At 56.6% G+C, this 19400-nt stretch carries 18 protein-coding genes; 10 read left to right on the top strand and 8 right to left on the bottom strand.

What is annotated here, in order from left to right; all coding sequences use genetic code 11:
• On the top strand, positions 1–517 hold a 517-nt coding region (locus tag ACSZO1_RS12775), incomplete at its 5' end, for a hypothetical protein (protein ID WP_437613089.1).
• Positions 518–576: 59 nt separating this feature from the next.
• Here ACSZO1_RS12775 and ACSZO1_RS12780 read toward each other — a convergent pair.
• The 4 genes from ACSZO1_RS12780 to ACSZO1_RS12795 all read right to left on the bottom strand — a co-directional run bounded on the left by ACSZO1_RS12780 (position 577) and on the right by ACSZO1_RS12795 (position 6687).
• A complete protein-coding gene (locus ACSZO1_RS12780; RefSeq protein ID WP_437613091.1) occupies positions 577–3693 on the bottom strand; it encodes an efflux RND transporter permease subunit in 3117 nt (1038 codons plus the stop codon).
• The gene (locus ACSZO1_RS12785; RefSeq protein WP_437613131.1) at positions 3690–4859 is read right to left on the bottom strand and encodes an efflux RND transporter periplasmic adaptor subunit; all 1170 of its coding nucleotides are present in this window, start codon (positions 4857–4859) and stop codon (positions 3690–3692) included. The genes ACSZO1_RS12780 and ACSZO1_RS12785 overlap by 4 nt, the downstream gene beginning before the upstream one ends.
• Before the next feature lie 95 nt (positions 4860–4954).
• Positions 4955–6202, bottom strand: coding sequence for a TolC family protein (locus ACSZO1_RS12790; RefSeq protein ID WP_437613093.1), 1248 nt, complete (start codon positions 6200–6202; stop codon positions 4955–4957).
• Positions 6203–6276: 74 nt separating this feature from the next.
• A complete protein-coding gene (locus ACSZO1_RS12795; protein ID WP_437613095.1) occupies positions 6277–6687 on the bottom strand; it encodes a hypothetical protein in 411 nt (136 codons plus the stop codon).
• A gap of 245 nt (positions 6688–6932) precedes the next feature.
• Between ACSZO1_RS12795 and ACSZO1_RS12800 the strand changes: the two genes are divergently transcribed.
• Together ACSZO1_RS12800 and ACSZO1_RS12805 are read left to right on the top strand one after the other, a co-directional pair.
• A complete protein-coding gene (locus ACSZO1_RS12800; protein ID WP_437613097.1) occupies positions 6933–8390 on the top strand; it encodes an MDR family MFS transporter in 1458 nt (485 codons plus the stop codon).
• Between the two features lie 160 nt (positions 8391–8550).
• The gene (locus tag ACSZO1_RS12805; protein ID WP_437613099.1) at positions 8551–9396 is read left to right on the top strand and encodes an MBL fold metallo-hydrolase; all 846 of its coding nucleotides are present in this window, start codon (positions 8551–8553) and stop codon (positions 9394–9396) included.
• Between the two features lie 98 nt (positions 9397–9494).
• Here ACSZO1_RS12805 and ACSZO1_RS12810 read toward each other — a convergent pair whose 3' ends face one another.
• The gene (locus ACSZO1_RS12810; RefSeq protein ID WP_437613101.1) at positions 9495–9794 is read right to left on the bottom strand and encodes a DUF1161 domain-containing protein; all 300 of its coding nucleotides are present in this window, start codon (positions 9792–9794) and stop codon (positions 9495–9497) included.
• Between the two features lie 53 nt (positions 9795–9847).
• Positions 9848–10195 carry a DUF1283 family protein gene (locus ACSZO1_RS12815; RefSeq protein ID WP_437613103.1) on the bottom strand — a complete coding sequence of 116 codons (348 nt, stop codon included), beginning with the start codon at positions 10193–10195 and terminating at the stop codon, positions 9848–9850.
• Between the two features lie 132 nt (positions 10196–10327).
• Between ACSZO1_RS12815 and ACSZO1_RS12820 the strand changes: the two genes are divergently transcribed.
• Positions 10328–10651 carry a YnfA family protein gene (locus tag ACSZO1_RS12820; protein ID WP_437613105.1) on the top strand — a complete coding sequence of 108 codons (324 nt, stop codon included), beginning with the start codon at positions 10328–10330 and terminating at the stop codon, positions 10649–10651.
• 69 nt (positions 10652–10720) lie between these two features.
• Complete coding sequence (locus tag ACSZO1_RS12825; protein WP_437613107.1) at positions 10721–11329, top strand: hypothetical protein; 609 nt, start codon at positions 10721–10723, stop codon at positions 11327–11329.
• 81 nt (positions 11330–11410) lie between these two features.
• On the opposite strand, the gene ydfG is transcribed toward ACSZO1_RS12825, so the two are convergent.
• The gene (gene ydfG / locus ACSZO1_RS12830) at positions 11411–12157 is read right to left on the bottom strand and encodes a bifunctional NADP-dependent 3-hydroxy acid dehydrogenase/3-hydroxypropionate dehydrogenase YdfG (protein WP_437613109.1); all 747 of its coding nucleotides are present in this window, start codon (positions 12155–12157) and stop codon (positions 11411–11413) included.
• A gap of 170 nt (positions 12158–12327) precedes the next feature.
• Between ydfG and dcp the strand changes: the two genes are divergently transcribed.
• Together dcp and ACSZO1_RS12840 are read left to right on the top strand one after the other, a co-directional pair.
• Positions 12328–14463: a peptidyl-dipeptidase Dcp gene (dcp, locus tag ACSZO1_RS12835; RefSeq protein WP_437613111.1), complete on the top strand. Its 2136-nt coding sequence runs from the start codon at positions 12328–12330 to the stop codon at positions 14461–14463.
• Positions 14460–15101, top strand: coding sequence for a hypothetical protein (locus tag ACSZO1_RS12840; RefSeq protein WP_437613113.1), 642 nt, complete (start codon positions 14460–14462; stop codon positions 15099–15101). Before dcp ends, ACSZO1_RS12840 begins: the two co-directional genes overlap by 4 nt.
• Here ACSZO1_RS12840 and ACSZO1_RS12845 read toward each other — a convergent pair.
• Positions 15084–15383, bottom strand: coding sequence for an ArsR/SmtB family transcription factor (locus tag ACSZO1_RS12845; RefSeq protein WP_437613115.1), 300 nt, complete (start codon positions 15381–15383; stop codon positions 15084–15086). The genes ACSZO1_RS12840 and ACSZO1_RS12845 overlap by 18 nt on opposite strands.
• Before the next feature lie 180 nt (positions 15384–15563).
• Here ACSZO1_RS12845 and fusA point away from each other — a divergent pair, with 180 nt between their 5' ends.
• The 3 genes from fusA to ACSZO1_RS12860 all read left to right on the top strand — a co-directional run bounded on the left by fusA (position 15564) and on the right by ACSZO1_RS12860 (position 19302).
• Complete coding sequence (gene fusA, locus ACSZO1_RS12850; protein ID WP_437613117.1) at positions 15564–17663, top strand: elongation factor G; 2100 nt, start codon at positions 15564–15566, stop codon at positions 17661–17663.
• A 228-nt stretch (positions 17664–17891) separates the two neighbouring features.
• The gene (locus ACSZO1_RS12855) at positions 17892–18119 is read left to right on the top strand and encodes a KTSC domain-containing protein (RefSeq protein WP_437613119.1); all 228 of its coding nucleotides are present in this window, start codon (positions 17892–17894) and stop codon (positions 18117–18119) included.
• 223 nt (positions 18120–18342) lie between these two features.
• Positions 18343–19302, top strand: a complete 960-nt coding sequence (locus ACSZO1_RS12860; protein ID WP_437613132.1) for an AEC family transporter — start codon at positions 18343–18345, stop codon at positions 19300–19302.
• The last annotated feature ends 98 nt before the right edge of the window (positions 19303–19400 follow it).

Raw genomic sequence — 19400 nt, forward strand, 5'->3', positions numbered from 1 at the left:
GCAGGATAGCTTATCGGTAGCTAACCGTCCCTCCATCCACATGACCAAGCGTTGCACTTATTATCTGAATTCGCGCTGTTCGCCCTTAATTAAAAATGACAGTACCGGACAATATATTAATGGTAATGATGCCAGCGTGGTGGGGGCGGCGGTGGAACTCACCATCCATTACTCCTCCGTACCGCAGGTGTTCGTTGTTCCGGCATCACCAACGTTTGATCTGGGACGCTGTCAGACTGGCGGGAATCTGGAAAAATCATTACCTGTCGACATCTATTTTATCGGCAACAATGTCACTGGTGGTCTGAATACCAAAGTGTCGTGGATTTTTACCCGCGATACGCACAATCCTGACAGTTCAGCACCGCAGGTTAAACTCCACGGCAGCCTGGTCACCAGCAGCGTGTCGACCATTTTCACGCAGACGGCCAGCGATGCGGGCCTGTCATTATTGTTCGCTTGTCGCGTGCCTGGTTCGTACATCTGGACAATGAACCTGACCGCCACGCCGCCGTAAGAGAACCGCTTTCTGACCCGCAGCAGAGAGCGCCAGCATACTGACGCTCTCATCGCCCGCTATTTCTTCCGGTGCAGCAGGTAGCAGGCCGGGATCACCAGCATCGACAGCAGCGGCGCGCTGAGCATGCCGCCAATCATCGGCGCGGCAATACGCTGCATCACCTCAGAACCGCTGCCGCCACTCCACATAATCGGCAACAGCCCGGCGAGAATGATCGCCACGGTCATCACTTTCGGGCGCACACGCAGTACGGCGCCATCGTCAATCGCCTCGCGCAGCAGCTGTTCGCTGAACGCTTCCCCCGCACGCAATCTGGCTTCCAGCGCCTGGTTGAGATACAGCAGCATAATCACGCCAAATTCCGCCGCCACACCGGCAAGCGCAATAAAACCGACCGCAGCAGCAACCGAGAGATGATAATCCAGCAGATACAGCAGCCAGATACCGCCGGTCAGCGCAAACGGCAGGGTCGCCATAATCAGCAGGGCATCTTTCACGCGTTTAAAGGTGGCACACAGCAACGCGAAAATGATCACCAGCGTCAGTGGCACAATCATCTGCAGCCGTGCGGCGGCACGCGCCAGATACTCATATTGCCCGGACCAGCTCACCGACACGCCCGGCGGCAGAGTGACCTGCTGGCTGACTGCCTGTTGCATCGCCCGCACCGTTGACTGCAGATCGCGGTCGCGGATATCAACATAGATCCACTCCGTCAGACGGGCGTTTTCGCTTTTCAGCATCGGCGGCCCCTCCGTGACGGTGATTTTCGCCAACCCGGAGAGTGCCAGCTGGCTGCCACTGGCGGTGATCACCGGCAGCTGGCGCAGTTTCTCCAGCGAATCACGGATTTCACGCGGATAACGCACATTGATCGGGTAACGTGCGCGGCCTTCCACGGTTTCGCCAATATTCTCGCCGCCAATCACACTGGCAACCAGTGACTCCAGTTGTTGCATGGTGACGCCATAACGTGCTGCGCGCGGCCTGTCGATATCAACGTTAATATAGCGTCCACCATCGAGCCGTTCCGCCAGTGCGGAAGTGACTCCCGGCACATCACGCACCACGCGTTCAATCGCCTGCGCGGTTTGTTCGATTTGCGCCACATTATCACCATTCACTTTGATGCCGACCGGGCTTTTAATGCCGGTGGCCAGCATATCCAGCCGGTTGCGAATCGGTGGCACCCAGATATTGGCAATCCCTGGCAGCTGGACGCGGGCATCCAGTTCTTGGATCAGTTTCTCCATCGTCATACCGGCCCGCCATTGCGCTTTCGGTTTGAAACGGATGGTGGTTTCCAGCATCGTCAGCGGCGCGGTATCGGTTGCCGTATCGGTACGGCCTGCTTTGCCAAACACGCTGGCGACTTCGGGCACGCTTTTGATTAAGCGGTCGGTCTGTTGCAACAGATGGCCCGCTTCACGCGCGGAAATGCCGGGCAGGGTCGATGGCATATACAGTAGATCGCCTTCATCGATGGCTGGCAGGAACTCGCTGCCGAGCTGGGTCAGTGGCCACAGGGTAGCCAGCAGCACCGCAGTAGCCAGTGACAATGTCACTTTTGGCCAGCGCATCACCCAGTGCAGCATCGGCTGATAAGCACGTTTTATCCAGCGATTAAGCGGGTTCGCGTTTTCATCGGGGATGCTGCCGCGAATAAAATAGCCCATCAAAACAGGAACCAGCGTGATCGCCAGTCCGGCGGACACCGCCATCGCCCAGGTTTTGGTAAAGGCCAGTGGCGAGAACATTTTTCCTTCCTGCGCCTGCAGACTGAAGATCGGAATAAACGAGAGGGTGATGATCAGCAGGCTGCAGAACAGCGCGGGGCCGACCTGGCAGGCCGCTTCCTGCGCACTGTGCCAGTAGTCTGCCGCCTGCAGCGGCTGGTCAGGCTGCTGATGGCGTCGCCGTTCCAGCACTTTGTGCATATTTTCAATCATCACGATTGCTGCATCGACCATTGCGCCGATGGCAATAGCGATGCCACCCAGCGACATCATATTGGCGCTGATCCCCTGGTAATGCATGATCACCAGCGCACCGAGAATACCCAGCGGCAGGATGATAATCGCCACCAGCGCGGAACGCAAATGGAACAGGAACAGCGCACACACCAGCGCCACCACCAGAAACTCCTCCAGCAGTTTCTGGCTCAGATTGTCTACCGACTGCGTAATCAGCTGCGAAAGATCGTAAACCGGGGTAATCGCCACGCCAGCAGGCAGATTTCTTTGCAGCTGCGTCAGTTTGTCGCGTACGGCCTGAATGGTGGTCAGGGCATTTTTGCCGGATCGCATAATGATAATGCCGCCCGCCACTTCACCTTCACCGTTCAGTTCGGCGATGCCGCGGCGGCTTTCCGGGCCGATACGTATCGTCGCCACATCGGTTAACATCACCGGAATGCCCTGGCTGGCACTTAGCACGATATGATCGAAATCACGCAGCGATTGCAGATAACCCGGCGTGCGCACCATATATTCCGCACCAGCCATCTCCACCACCGAGCCACCGCCTTGCTGACTGGCGGCATTCAGCGCTTCCGTGACCTGCTGATGTGTGATGTTACGTGCACGCATGCGTGCCGGGTCCAGCACCACCTGATACTGTTTCACCATTCCGCCGACGCTGGCGACTTCGGCTACATCCGGCACTGTTTTCAGCTCATACTTCAGCAGCCAGTCCTGCAGGGCGCGCAGATCTGCCAGACTGTGCTTACCGCTTTTATCGGTCAGCACATATTCATACACCCAGCCGACACCGGTGGCATCCGGCTCCAGCGAGGTGCGCACCTGCGCAGGCAAGGTGGTCTGAATCGGATTCAGATATTCCAGTACCCGTGAGCGTGCCCAGTAAGGATCGACGCCATCATCAAACAACACGTACACCCAGGCGTCACCAAACATCGAGAAACCGCGCACGGTTTTCGCGCCAGGAACCGAGAGCATGCCCGTGGCAATCGGATAAGTGACCTGATCTTCCACCACCTGCGGCGCTTTGCCAGGATAACGTGCCTGGATAATCACCTGAGTATCGGAAAGGTCCGGCAGGGCATCGAGCGGCATCTGCCGCGCCGACCATAATCCCCACAACGCCAGCGCCAGTGTCGCCAGCAAAACCAGCAACCGGTGACGCAGCGACCAGTGAATCACATTGGCAATCATGGCTGCTCCTTCGCGGGTTGATCGTCTGGCAGGGCGCTGCACAGACTGGCTTCGGAGTCGATCAGGAACTGACCGGAAGTGACCACCTGTTGCCCCTCACTGAGCCCGGAGAGGATTTCCACCCAGTCGCTCTGACGGCGTCCGGTGGTGACGTTCACCGCGCGGAACGTGCCATTGCCTTCGCTCAGCAGTACGCGGTTACTGTTGCCGGTGAGAATCAGCGCCTCCTGCGGAATCGCCAGTACAGCAGACGAGGCAGCAGAAGGTTGCAACTGCACGTTGAGGTACATACCGGGTTTTAAGCGCTGCTGGCGATTATCCAGCGCGACGCGCGCCTGCAACGTGCGGGTGTTGTCGCGCACCACCGGCAACAGCTCGCTGACGGTGCCAGAGAAGGTTTCACCCGGCCAGCTGTCAGCTGATGCGACAATCTGGCTGCCGACGGTCAGCTCGCTGGCCTGAGTGTCGGGATAATCGACGATCAACCACAAACGGTCGAGGCTGGTCAGTTCAAACAGCGTCTGACCCGCGTTGACCTGAGCCCCTTCGCGGATCGCCAGATTGCTGATATAACCTGCCGCGGGTGCGCGCAGGGTAAAGCTGCGCTGTGCCTGGCCACTGCGCTCCAGGGCGCGGATAGTTTCTTCCGGCATAAACTGCAACTGGAGATGGGCGCTAGCGGCGGCCGTGAGCGGGGCATCACCGAGCTGGCGTACCGCCAGATACTCCTGCTGCGCCGCCGTCCATTGCGGCAGCCACAGCAACGCCAGCGGCTGTTGTGCTGCTACCTGTTGTTGTGGGCTGCTGACATAGAGTTTTTCCACCACGCCACTGGTCAGCGCCGGAAGGGTTTTCACCCTGCTTTCGTCGGCAGTGACCGTACCAAACGCAGCGATCTCCGGCTGATAAGCAATGCGTGCCACGCTGGCGGTACGCATCCCCAGGTTTTGCTGCTGACGATCGCTGATGGTGATGCCAGCGTTATCCGCTGCTTCATCGGCGTAACGCGGCACCAGATCCATATCCATAAACGGCGATTTACCGGGTTTATCGAAGCGCGCGCCGGGCGTCATCGGGTCGTACCAGTAGAGCACTTTTATGTCAGTCTGCGCAGTGGCGGGTTGCGCCGTCTGAGGGCTGCTTTCGGCGGCTGGCATCTCAGCCATCCGGGCGTGATTATGGCTATGGTCATGCTGTTCGGCGCGCAGCTGACTGACCAGCAGCAGGCCGAGTGCTGCCAGCAATGCGGGAATGTTCAGGTTCATTGTTGTGCGTCCTGTGACGTCAGGTAATGGATGGCCGTCCAGCGGCTGGCGAGGTCTTTCTCTGCACTGATTGCGGCGATTTCGCCCTGCAGCAGTTCGCGGCGAGCGGTGAGCCATTCCGCGAGACTGCCTCTGCCTGCACGATACTGTGCACGGGTCAGCGCGACGCGCGACTGCAGCAGGGGCAACACCTGATCGTGCTGACGCCGCCAGATAGCATGAGTCGCCTGATAATCCGCCAGCAGAGCGCTCAGCTGCGCCTGATGCTGACGCCGCAGTTGCGCAAGTTGCTGATCGGCGGCATAACTGCGCTGCATATCAGCGACATGCTGTTTATCCTGCCGTTGCGCCTGAAACAGAGGTAACGGGACGCTCAGCATCACGCCCGCCATATCATCCAGACCATCGGCACGTCTGGCGTAATACACTTCCACTCCGATATCCGGGATGGCGGCGAGGGCGGATTCACTGGCGCGTGCCTGCAGCATCGCCCGTTCGCGCTGCGCCTGAATCACTTCCGGATGCTGGTCAATTGCGGTGCTGGCTGACTGAGCGGTGACAGGCAGGCCGGTAATCGGGGGAAATGCACCGGAGGTGGCCGTGACCTCCTCGCCGGTTAAGGCCATCAATTGCGCGCGGGCGACCTGCCAGTCACGTCGCGCATTTTCGCCCTCATTCTCCATCGCGCTGAGTGCCAGTTTAATCTCCAGCACACTGTCGGCGCTGGCATTGCCGCTGGCGACGCTGCTGGTCTGCAACGCCGTTTGCTGCCGCGTCTCACTGATGATGTGCTCAATCGCCGTCAGCATCTTTTCCGTCAGTGCCAGCCCGAACCATGCCTGAGCCGTTTCACGTTGCAGCCTGGCGTGGATGACCGCTGCATTAGCGGCGGTGCTGAGCGCTTCGGCACGAATTGCCGCCGAACGGCGTTCACGTTTATCGCTGCTGACGTATTCCTGCATGATGACGATGCGCTGCATCGTCATGCCTTCGCGGGTAAAGCGGTGCGCATTGCCGCCACCGACCGGCAGGTTCTCGATACCCACTTTCAGTGTCGGGGCGGGGAGCTGTAAGGCCGCATCCGCCATATTGTTGAGGGCATTCAGCTGATGTGTGTTGGCGGGCAGCTCTGCGGAATAGCGTTCCGCGGCCGCCAGCGCCTCGGCAAGCGTGGTTGCACCTGCCTGCAGGGAAAGCAGACAGAGCAGCAGGGGCAGCCGACGGGCTGCCTGAATAACAGACATAGTAAAATCTCCATAACTAACCATCACGGCCCGCTGAGCGGGTCATTCACGTCGTGGTGTGGCTATGGATCGATCTATTCTCTGAAACGGCAGAAGCGTATTTCGGCGGGCGGACCGGTGACTGGCGGCGCACGCCAGTCGGCATCGCGGTCAGCGATGCTGTCCTGCTGTGGGATCAGCAGCAGAATCTCTTCTGCGGGCAGCGCATCCAGTTGCAGGGAGAGAGAGGGGGTATGGGCGCTGTCAGGCTGGCAATGTTTCTGGCACAGTAGTTTAAAGGTGGCAGAGTCAACCTCGGCCAGATGGCACAGATTATCGGTATCAGTCAGGCTGTGATGTTCGCTGATAATCTGCGTATCACTGTGATGGGAAGAGACCGCCAGTTGCGCATTCAGTAACAGCCAGCAGGCCACAGCGAAGCCCGCACAGATACGTAATCTGCGCCGTGAGGCATTGCTGAAAAGCTGCTGGAGCTGTCGAACCATCTGTTGGTGTCCGGAAACAAGTCTCAGGTGATTAAATCACAAACAACTGCGCGGTGGCTACAGAAAATTATTTTGCAAATTAATAACATAAACTGTTTTTTGCTAACAATTTAACGTGTGATTGCCGCGGGATTTACGCATGTTTATGTGACATTGTCACTTTGTACTGACCGATGTCGCACAATCAGAAACACTCAACGCGCTGAATATGCCAGGATGTTGAAGAGCAACAGGAAAGGGACAAGATGACGGATAACATTCAACATCAGGTGGCGCAGCGCCACTGGGTACTGATCGCCGCGATGCTGGCGATGTTTATGGCAGCCATCGAAGTGACGATTGTGGCGACGGCCATGCCGACGATCGTCGCAGAGCTGGGTGGTTTCGCGCACTTTGGCTGGGTCTTCTCGATTTATCTGCTGACTCAGGCGGTGACGGTGCCGCTGTATGGCCGCCTGGCGGATCTGTGGGGCAGGAAGTCGGTGTTTTTTATCGGCGTATCGCTGTTTCTGCTGGGTTCCGTGCTGTGCGGTTTTGCCAGCAGTATGGCGTGGCTGATCCTGTTCCGTGCCTTTCAGGGACTGGGTGCCGGGGCGATCATGCCGCTGGCGTCTACCATCGTGGCGGATGTCTATGCACCGAAGGAGCGCGCCGGGATTCAGGGCTGGCTCTCCAGCGTGTGGGGATTCGCGGCGATTATCGGGCCGCTTTCCGGCGCATGGCTGGTGCAGCATTTTAACTGGGCGCTGGTCTTCTGGGTGAATGTGCCGGTTGGCATTGTCTCGATGCTGATGATTGCCCGCTGGCTGCCGGAAAATAGCGGGGAAAAACGCAAACACCGTCTTAATCTCAGCGGCAGTTTCTGGCTGATGCTGTGTGTTTCCGCGTTGCTGGTTGCTCTGCTGCAGGCAGAGACCCTGGGTTACTGGTCATTGCTGTTTCTGCTGCTGGCGCTGGCTAGCGGCTTTGCGCTGCTGCGCAATGAGCGGGCGGCCGCGGAGCCTTTGTTCCCGCTGGTGATCTGGCGCAGTCGGGTGATTGTGGCGGGCAATGCCGGCAATCTGATTATTGGCGCGGCGATGATGGGCATCAGCGCCTTTCTGCCCACCTGGATTCAGGGGATCAATGGTGGAACGCCACTGCAGGCGGGCAGTGCGCTGGCGATGATGTCGATTGGCTGGCCGCTGGCCAGTACGCTGAGTGGTCACCTGATGCAGCGCACTTCGTACCGTTTTACCGCCCATCTTGGCGCGCTGTTACTGATTGCCGGTTGCAGTTTACTGCTGACGCTAAACCGCGACAGTTCGCTGTGGTATGCCGGGTTTTCAGCGTTTGTGATTGGCACTGGCATGGGGATGACCAGCACCACTTTTCTGGTCTCAGTGCAGAACAGCGCGGAGTATCATATCCGCGGTATCTGTACCGCCTCGATTATGTTCAGCCGCATGCTCGGTTCGGCGCTGGGGACGGCGCTGATGGGGGCGGTGCTGAATTACAATCTGCTGCTGCGTTTGCCCGATGAACAGGACCCGGTACAGCAGATTATGTCTGGCGTCACACGTGAACAGCTGCCAGAGGATAGTTTGCAGCAGATGGTGATGCAGGTGGCGGCGTCGCTGCACTGGGTGTTTGTTGCCTCACTGGTGATTGCCCTCAGCAGCCTGCTGATTGCGCGGGCGATGCCGCGCCATCGCCCGGAATAGATCAACACCAGGCTAAGCGCGTACACAAACGCACATGATGATAATAAGCGTTTGTTTATTCTGTTATTTTAGCGGTGTCTTCTGTGATTGCGGATGCTTTACCTGCGTAAATATGGCAGGTCAGCGCCCGCAATTAACCACAGCTTTATAAGGAAGCACCATGAGCCATCCGCCTTTTGTATGCCGCCAGATCGGTGATTATCAGGTTACCGCACTCAGTGACGGCAACATGTCCGCCAGTCTGGACCTGCTGTCCGGGATCGATACCAGTGAGGCTGGAATAATACAGCGCGATGCTGGGATCACTGAACCTGGAAATATTCATATTAACTGTTATCTGATCCGTGGGCAGGGGCGAACTATCCTGGTCGATACCGGCACCGGCGGACAAACCAGCGCCAGCGGTCTGCTGCGGGAACACCTTCACGCGGTGGGTGTCACACCGGAAGATATCGATACTGTCCTGCTGACCCATGCGCATCCTGACCATATTGGCGGACTACTGGATGCTGACGGCCTGCCGGTTTATCAGCATGCGCAGCTGTATCTTCATTCACTCGAAGGGCAATACTGGCAGGATGATGCCATGCTAAAGCAGGCCAGCGAGCGCGGTCAGCGTAGCTTTGCGCTGGCCCGCCGTACGCTGGAGGCTTATGCGGCGAACCTGCAGTGGCTGGACGACAGTGAAATTTGCGCGGGGGTTCGTCCGGTATGGCTGCCTGGCCATACGCCCGGTCATACGGGATACCGAATTGATTCGGGTGGAAAAAGTCTGCTGATTTGGGGAGATATTGTCCATTTCCCGCATATTCAGTCTGCGCAACCCGGCGTGTCGATTGCCTTTGATTGTGATCCGGTTCAGGCCGAAAAGACACGGAAGCAGGTTATGGCGCAGGCCGTGCAGGAAAAATTGCTGATCGCGGGTATGCATCTCGGGAGTCAGGGATTTGCGTACGTTTTGTCTGCTGGCGCGGGATTCCGCATTGTCTGCGATACCGAACACTAAAAAAAGGCAGTGAACAGCATCACGTCGTGGCGTGCCCCGTTTGCGGCAATAAAAAAGCCCCAAAAGGGGCTTTTTTATTCGCGTATGGCGGTGCCAGATTACTGCGCGGGCGCGTCCTGACTGGTGCCGGTGCTGGCGGGAACATGACTTTCACTCTCGCCATTCTGCTGTCTTTTATAGACAATTTTTTGCGTGTCGTTTTCGCAATGACCGACCACCTGACCACCAGCCTGATCAGCCTGGTCATTGGGCACAATTTCCAGCGTAAAGCCTGATTCCGGCACGCCATTATTGATGATTTTCTGGCTGATATCCGCTTTCACCGATTCACAGGAGGCTTGCGCCGCCAGCGGTGCTGCCAGGCAGAACAGAGTTAACATCCACGTTGACGCTTTCATCACCTTCATCCTTTTGTTAAAAATCCGTCCTAAGCATAGCAGCTGTCAGTGAATTACGGCGCAACCGCACGTCCGGTACGACGATCAAGGCAACGCAGGGTGTTCGGTTCCCAGTAAGCGTTAAGATTGGCGCTTTGTTCGCACTTATCGCGGGTATCAAAAGCGCGATCGGCTTTATCGAACTCTTTTTCCACGCGGGTATTCACTTTGTTCCGCAGTGTGCGCGTGGTGTCCCACTGTTCTTTATCCTGACGCGCCTGTTCATTGCCGACGGCGGTATTGCCGTTTTCGATAATCAGACGATCAGTTTTCGCCGCCGCAGTCACAGGCAGCGCCAGCGCCGCACCCAGCAGCGACAGAGGCAGAAGGGCAGTCAGCAGGCGTTTGTGCAGAGTTTTCATTGTCATTTCCTTTGGTTAGTGCCCGCAGCGGTGGTAACAAGGCTGCGGTCAGGATCATTTTTATTATATCATCGGCGCTTTGCTGCTCACCAGCCACGGCAACGGCTTGTTTACCTTTTGGCGAGATCTGACATGTTAAAAACCTCTCTGTTATTTTTTCTCACCGCACTGGCGGAAATTGTTGGCTGCTTTTTACCGTGGTTATGGCTGAAAAAGGGCGGCTCGGTCTTGTTACTGATCCCGGCAGCATTCAGTCTGGCGCTATTTGTCTGGCTGCTGACGCTGCATCCCGCTGCCAGCGGCCGCGTTTATGCGGCATACGGCGGTGTGTATGTGATGACGGCACTGCTGTGGTTGCGTTTTGTTGATGGCGTAAAGCTCAGCACCTATGACTGGCTGGGCGCGGCGGTGGCGTTTAGCGGCATGCTAATTATTGTGGCGGGATGGAGTAAATAAGCGATTTATGCAAGCAGGGGCTGATGCGTGATTTAGAATCACAGTTTTCGTGACGGAAGAGATATTGCCATGCCAATAAATGGAGTTAATCAGCACGCAATGTTTGCGTCAGTGATTGCGCTGAAAGAGACGCACAATCGTGATAGTCAGCTTTCGACGGGAGTCGTCGCGGTAGCGAATACCCCCAGGACATTCTGGTTACAGCGTGAAAAAAACCATGAACAGATACGGGTCAGGGAAACTCTCTATCATTCAGCGAACAGGAAAACGGGCAGAGACTACCTGTATCTCAGAATGCCTGCCGGGCAAGCGATCAATGCACTGAGCCAGTCCGGTGTGAAAATGGTGAGTCATAAAGATAGCGGTCAGATACGCAACGCGTTTAGCGTGATCTCTGTTCAGCGTAACGGCGCCCAGGAACTGCAGTTTTCCGTCCCGGTGGATATCAGCAAACAACAGCTGGACGATTTTCTTACCACCAGCACTGACAGAATGAAAAAGGGCAAGATTCAGGACGTACAGATTGATGCCATTCTGGCAGCAAAAACGATAGCTGAACTGGAAATAAACCCGGAAAAGTTTAGTGAAAAATTTACCTTACTGGAACTGCAAACCATAAAGATTCGCTACAAAAGTCTGCTGGAGCAGGGCAAAGCACTGCTGCGAGAGGGACGGTAAGGTGATGATGGAAGGTTGCCGCTTGATGGCAAACCGGGCGCGACATTAACCCGGGGATCAGCGATCCCCGGGAAAGCAATGTCACGCTTTATGCACTCGTAAGCCCGCCGCAGACTGGCTGACTGGCATCATTTCCAGGGTATTGATATTGACGTGTTTCGGCAGTGTCGCCACCCAGTAGACCGCTTCGGTGACATCTTCCGGCGTCAGGGCAGTTGTCCCTTCATACACCTTATCCGCTTTGCCATCATCGCCTTTAAAGCGCACGTTAGAGAACTCGGTGCCGCCCACCAGACCTGGCTCAATATCGGTCACGCGCAGCGCGGTGCCGTGCAGGTCGGTACGTAAATTCAGGCTGAACTGGCGCACAAATGCTTTGGTCGCGCCATAGACGTTACCGCCAGGATACGGATAACTGCCGGCAATCGAACCCAGGTTAATGATATGGCCGACATCGCGTTCCACCATTGCAGGCAGCAGCGCACGCGTCATATACACCAGACCTTTATTGTTGGTGTCGATCATATCTTCCCAGTCTTCGATACTGGCTTTATGCGCCGGTTCAATACCCAGCGCCAGACCGGCGTTGTTGACCAATACATCAATCTCACGCCACTCAGCAGGCAGGCTGGCGACGGCGTTATCGATCGCCGCGCGGTTGCGCACATCCAGTTGCAGTGGATAGAGATTGTCACCCAGCTCCTCTTTCAGCGCTTGCAGGCGTTCAAGACGGCGACCGGTGGCAATCACTTTGTGACCATGGGCGATAAAACGGCGAGTAATGCTTTGTCCAAAACCGGCGGTCGCGCCGGTAACAAAAATAATCATCTCACTGCTCCTCATTATCTTTCAGGTAGTTATACCTTACCATTGAGTCTGGCGACCGTTAAGGGAAGATTATGCCGCCGCCATATGACAAATCTGCACAAGGATAGCCGGATACAGACCATAGCCTGCTAAGCTTTTACTTCACTCGACAGGGAAAGGAGTGTAAGGATATGCGATTATCAGTGTTATTGCTTGCCGCCGGGCTGGTTTTTAGCGCCAGCGCAGCAGCGGAACATCAACAGGAGAGTCACGTCATGACGCAAGCCGCGAACCCATTCAGTCAGCCGAGTACCTTACCTTTTCAGGCACCGCCTTTTGACCAGATCCATGACAGCAATTACCTGCCCGCCCTCGAAGCCGGCATTGCGGAGAAACGCGCGGAAGTGCAGCGCATTGCAGATAATCCCGAGGCGCCAACCTTCGACAATACCTATGTTGCGCTGGAGCGTAGCGGTCAGCTGCTGAATCGCGCTTACAGCGTGTTCAGTGCCATGACCTCGGCGCATACCAACGAACTGTTGCAGCAGATTGATGAAGAGATCGCACCAAAACTGGCGGCGCTGAACGATGACATTCGCCTGAATGGCAAACTGTTTGCGCGTCTGGACCAGGTGTTTCAGCAGCGCGCCAGTCTGAATCTGTCGCCGGAAGCACGTCGCTTAGTGGAAGTCACCTGGCAGCATTTCCAGCTGGCGGGCGCGACACTGTCTGATGCGCAGAAGCAGCAACTGAAGGCACTGAATCAGGAGTCTGCGACGCTGATCACCCGCTTTGCTAACCGTTTACTGGCGGCCGGGAGAGCGGGAGCGCTGGTTGTCAGCGATCAAAACCAGCTGGCGGGACTGAATGAGCATGAACTGGCTGCCGCGGCCGATGCGGCCCGCCAGCGCGGTTTAAGCGAGGGCTGGCTGTTAACGCTACTGAATACCACTCAGCAACCGGCGCTGCAGGATCTGAGCCAGCGTGCGACGCGTGAGGCGTTATTTAAAGCGTCCTGGTCGCGGGCGGAAAAGGGCGATGACAACGATACCCGCCCGATCCTGACGCGACTGGCGCAGGTGCGCGCCAGCCAGGCGCAACTGCTGGGCTTTAACAGCTTTGCCGAATGGCAGCTGCAGGATCAGATGGCGAAAACCCCGCAGGCGGCGCTGAGCTTTATGCGCGCCATTGTGCCCGCGGCAACGGCGCGTGCCGGGCGTGAAGCCGCCGACATTCAGGCGGTGATTGATCAGCAGGGCGGCGATTTTAAACTGGCGGCATGGGACTGGAACTTCTACGCCGGGCAGGTACGCCGTGCGCGCTACGATCTCGATGAAGCGCAGATCAAACCTTACTTCGAGCTGAATAATGTGCTGGAGAAAGGGGCGTTTTACGCCGCCACTGAGCTGTTTGGCATCACCTTTAAGCCGCGCAGCGATATCCCGGTTTATCACCCGGATGTGAACGTGTACGAGGTACTCGATCACGATGGTACATCGCTGGCGCTGTTCTATACCGATTTCTTTAAACGCGACAGTAAGAGCGGCGGCGCATGGATGGGCAACTTTGTTGACCAGTCAAAACTGCTGGACAGCAAACCGGTGATCTATAACGTCTGTAACTACAGCAAACCGCTGGCAGGCCAGCCCGCGCTGCTGTCATGGGATGAAGTCGTCACCCTGTTCCATGAGTTCGGCCATGCCTTACATGGTATTTTTGCAGACCAGCAGTACGCCAGCATTTCTGGTACGGAGACGCCTCGCGACTTTGTTGAATTCCCGTCACAGATTAACGAACACTGGGCCAGTGATGATCAGGTGTTCAATCACTTTGCCCGCCACTGGCAGACCGGCGAAGCGATGCCGCAGGCGCTGCGCGACAAGATCACCAAAGCCGCGAAATTTAACAAAGGCTACGATATGACGGAACTGCTGGCCGCGGCGCTGCTGGATCAGCACTGGCACGGGCTGCATGCCGATCGCCTTTTGCAGGAGGTCGCGCAGTTTGAGCAAAATGCGCTGCAGCAGGAGCATATTCAGCTGGACGCGATACCGCCGCGCTACCGTTCCAGTTATTTCCAGCATATCTGGGGTAACGGTTATGCCGCAGGGTATTACGCCTATATCTGGACACAGATGCTGGCGGACGACGGTTTCCAGTGGTTCCGCGAACAGGGCGGCCTGACACGACAAAACGGCCAGGCATTCCGTGAAGGCATTCTGTCGCGCGGCAACAGCAGTGACCTGAAAGCGCTGTACCAGGACTGGCGTGGCCACGATCCGGAGATCGAACCGATGCTGATTAACCGTGGATTAAAAGAACAATGATCATTGCCTGTTTACATGCTGCCGACAGCAATATTGCTGTTTTGTCCCAAAGTCTGGCACAGCTGGCGTGGCCGCAGGTCACACTGCGCCATGATGTGGTTGCTGAGCTATTGGCGGAAGCAGAACTGGCGGGCGGGCTGACGCCTGCGATCATCGATGCCACCCGTGAGCGTATCAGCCAGCTGTGTCAGCTGGCTGATGCGGTGATTATCACCTGCACAACGCTGGGTACGGCGGCTGAAGGGGGGCGTTTCACGAAGCCGGTGATCCGCCTCGATGCGGCATTAGCCGATGAGGCATTGCGTCACAGTCAGCATCTGCTGGTGCTCTGTACTGCACCGACCACGCTGGCGTCTACCCAGGCGATGTTTCAGCAGAGACTGCGTCAAGCGCAACGGTTGCAGGTGGTATGCGTACCTGACGCCTGGACACAGTTTAAAGCGGGCGAGATCGCTGCCTGTCATCGCACTATCGCCGATTTTGCGCTCACGGCACTGGCGCAGGACCCGACCATTGATGGCCTGGTGCTGGCGCAATCGTCAATGAGCGGTGCCGCCGCGTTGATTGAAGGAGTGAAGGTGCTGACCGGCCCGGAAGCCAGCCTGCGCAGCGCGATGGCGTTAGTCCATCACCCGTAACAGCGTATCCAGCAAGCCGGGAAAACGCGTGTCGAGATCTTCCCGGCGCAATGAAATCAGGTTCTCCCGCCCCTGTGGTCGCTGCCAGATCACCCCGCTGTCGCGCAATACCCGCCAGTGGTGTGTCATGGTGGATTTCGCCACATCCTTACGTAATAAGCCGCAAGCCTGCTCTCCCTCGCGTGCCAGAATCTGCACGATCTCCAGTCGCAGCGGATTGCCCAGCGCCAGCAGTACATGGTCGAGACGTATCTGTTCAGTTTCCGGGTGGTTAGCGATCATAAGCTTCCTGTGGCGGCATCAATAAAGCAGGGCCGCTACTATAACAAAGGGCACGCATTGATAATACCGATGGCTAAAATAGTTCGTATATACTCGTACTGTTGGACTATGATAGCTGCGAATTTATCAACCGGCCAGTGTGCTGGCCATTACTGACAGTCAAATGGCTAAGGACGCATCATGCCCCGACCCATCCCCATCGAACGTTACCGCAACATCGGTATTTCCGCTCACATTGATGCCGGTAAGACCACCACCACCGAGCGCATCCTGTTTTACACTGGCATGAGCCATAAACTGGGTGAAGTGCACGATGGCGCAGCGACGACCGACTGGATGGCGCAGGAGCAGGAGCGCGGCATTACCATTACCTCGGCGGCAGTCAGCTGCTTCTGGCCCGGTATGGACAACAGCTTCACCCCGCACCGTATCAATATCATCGATACCCCGGGGCACGTAGATTTCACCATTGAAGTGGAACGATCCATGCGTGTGCTGGACGGCGCAGTGATGGTGTATGACTCGGTCGGCGGTGTGCAGCCGCAGTCAGAAACAGTCTGGCGTCAGGCCAATAAGTACCATGTGCCGCGGCTGGCGTTCGTCAACAAAATGGACCGTCCCGGCGCGGACTTCTTCCGCGTGGTACAAATGATGACCGATCGCCTGAATGCGCATCCGGTGCCGATTGTGATTCCGGTGGGCAGCGAAGATCAGTTTGCCGGGGTTATCGACCTGAATAACATGCGCGCCATTTACTGGGATGACGCCAGCCAGGGCATGACGTTCCGCTATGCGCCAATTCCGGAAGAACTTCTGGCAACCGCACAGCTGTGGCGGGAAAAAATGGTCGCGGCAGCGGCGAAAGCCTCGGACGCGCTGATGGATAAATATCTTGAACAGGGTGACCTCAGTGAAACGGAAGTCATTCAGGGGCTGCGCCAGCGTACCGTTGCGGGCGAGATCCAGCCAGTGCTGTGCGGCAGCGCGTTTAAGAATAAAGGCGTGCAGCGCATGCTTGATGCGGTGGTGGAACTGATGCCGTCGCCGCTGGATATTCCGGCGGTACAGGGCGAGGATGATCGCGGCGGGCAGGCCGAACGTCATGCTGATGACAGCGAGCCGTTCTCGGCGCTGGCGTTCAAGCTGATGAGTGACCCGTATGTCGGCCAGCTGACGTTTGTGCGTGTCTATTCCGGCGTGCTGCGCAAAGGTGACAGCGTCTGGAACCCGGTGAAAGGCAAAAAAGAGCGTATTGGCCGTATCGTACAGATGCATGCTAACGCCCGCCATGAAGTGGATGAGATCCAGGCCGGAGACATTGCCGCCTGTGTTGGCCTGAAAGATGTGACGACCGGCGATACGCTTTGTGACCCGCAGGCGGTGCTGACACTGGAGCGCATGGTGTTCCCGGAACCGGTGATTTCACTGGCGATCGAACCGAAAACCAAAGCCGACCAGGAGAAGATAGCGATTGCGTTGCAGCGGCTGGCGGCGGAAGACCCGTCGTTCCACCTGCATACCGATGCGGAGTCCGGCCAGACCATTATTTCCGGCATGGGCGAGTTGCATCTGGAGATTATCGTCGACCGCATGAAGCGTGAATTTGCCGTTGACGCCAGTATCGGACGGCCGCAGGTAACCTATCGCGAGACAATCACCAAAGCGGTGCAGGATGTGGAGGGCAAATTCGTCCGGCAGTCTGGCGGTAAAGGGCAGTATGGCCATGTGGTGCTGTCGCTGGAACCGCTGCCGCCGGGTCAGGGTTTTGTGTTCGGGGATGCCACCAAAGGCGGAGTGGTGCCGCGCGAGTTTATTCCGTCAGTGGAAAAGGGCATCCGTGAGTCGCTGAATTCGGGCGTACTGGCGGGTTACCCGGTGGTTGATGTCAAAGCGACCTTAACGTTTGGTTCGTATCATGATGTCGACTCCTCGGAGCTGGCGTTTAAGATGGCGGCGAGCATCGGCTTTAAAGATGTGGCACGTCAGGCGGGGCCGCAGCTCCTCGAACCCGTGATGCGTGTCGAGGTGGAAACGCCGGAGGAGTACATGGGCAACCTGACAGGTGACCTGAACGCCCGGCGCGGCAATATTATGTCGATGGACGAGGTAATGGGTAACCGCCAGATCCATGCCATGGTGCCGCTTGCCGAGATGTTTGGTTATGCCACCACGCTGCGCTCAATGTCGCAGGGACGTGCCACTTTCAGTATGGAGTTCGATCACTATGCCGCAGTGCCGCGACAGGTGGCAGACACCATTATTGCGGCGCGTAAGTCGTAACTTTGCAAGGGAGTCATTGATGACTCCCTTGCTTTTTTGTGGCATTCGCTGAAAACTTACTCAAGTAATAGTTCTTCTAGCCGATTAAACCCTTGTTTACTAATTGTTGTTTAATCGTTGTGAAATGGCCTGGGGCAACGTATCCGGGCTGACACTTTATTGCTGCCGGGAGTGGGGATGGCTGTTGCCGCCCGCTTACCCTGTAGTCTGTGGACAGGAGTCTGAACCGTGAAACGGCACGAGATTGTATCTTCCCTTTTTATCAGCGCCGGTTATGACCCGATGGCGGGCGTTCTGGAGCTGGAATACAAAAATGGCAGTTGTCGTCGCTGGCTGGCCGTCCCGGCCAAAACTTACCAGGCCTTCAGCCGTAGCCTGGACTGTGACAGCTATTTCCGCCAGAACATTGACGGACGTTTCCTGTCTCTGCGTGGCGAGTCTGGTCCCAGCCGTTAATACCATGAGAAGTTAGCGTCAGTCGGACTGTGCTCAGGCCCAATGGGCGGAAAAGTGCCGCCAAATGGTGACGGTGTCACGTAATGTTAAGCAGAAAACACGGCAGTGCTGGTTGAATTCACTACGCCAGCGCTGCGTTTTGGCGACATTATCGTGACACGACGTGTTATCTTCTTACCTTACATCTCAAACAGTTAAGTAAGGATACGCTGCGATGTCGGTAATGGCCGAACTCACCGAACAGCTGACTCACCAGATTTATCTCTCAGTGCCGCTTTTTCTGCTGATTATTACCGGTTATGGCCTGGTGCGTATTGCCCGCTGGCCGGAGTCGGTGACCGAAGCACTCAACCGTTTCTGCTTTAACGTCGCGCTGCCCTGTATGCTGTTTAAGGTGATGAGCGAGTTTTATAAAAGCCCGCCGGTCGATGCCCGTCTGCTGTTCGCCTTCTTTGGCAGTTGCCTGCTGGTTTACCTGTTCGGCCGTCTCGTTGCCGCAAAACTGTTTCATCTTGATGGCGTCTCGGGCTCGGTATTTGCCCTTGGCGGCGTATTTTCCAATAACGTGATGCTCGGTATTCCGGTCGCGACCATTTTACTTGGTCAGGAGTCACTGCCTTCGGTGGCGCTGGTTCTGGTGTTTAACGGCCTGATTTTATGGACGCTGGTGACCATTTCCGTGGAATGGGCGCGTACCGGCAACTTTTCACTGCCGGGAATTGGCAGAACGCTGGTGAGTGTAATACGTAACCCGATCATTATTGGCATTCTGCTGGGTATCAGCTGGAGTGCGTTACACCAGCCATTGCCGTATGTGGTCAGTGCACCGGTCAGTATGCTGGCGCAGATCGCCGCGCCGCTGTCGCTGGTCACGCTGGGGATGAGTCTGGCGGGTTATAAAATCTGCGATGGCTTACGCGAAAGTTACGCCATCTGTGTGCTGAAACTGATCCTGCAACCGCTGGTGATCTGGCTGCTGGCGTGGGCGATTGGGCTGCCGTTACAGGAAAGTAAAGTCGTGGTACTGCTGGGATCGATGGCGGTTGGCGTGAATGTCTATCTGATGTCACAAAAATTCCAGGTGCTGCAGGGGGCGTCGGCGACCAGTCTGCTGTTCTCCACCGTGCTGTCAGCCCTGACCACGCCGCTGTTTATGATGCTGATGACGTTGTATTACAGCTGACTGACCGTTTTATTAACAATTAAAGATCAAAAAATAAACGCCGATACTCTGATGATAAAGGAATGCACAGCAAAAGGAATGTGACGACTTAGAAGCTT

The sequence above is a fragment of the Erwinia sp. V71 genome, assembly GCF_965644245.1.
Classification (GTDB): Bacteria; Pseudomonadota; Gammaproteobacteria; order Enterobacterales; family Enterobacteriaceae; genus Erwinia.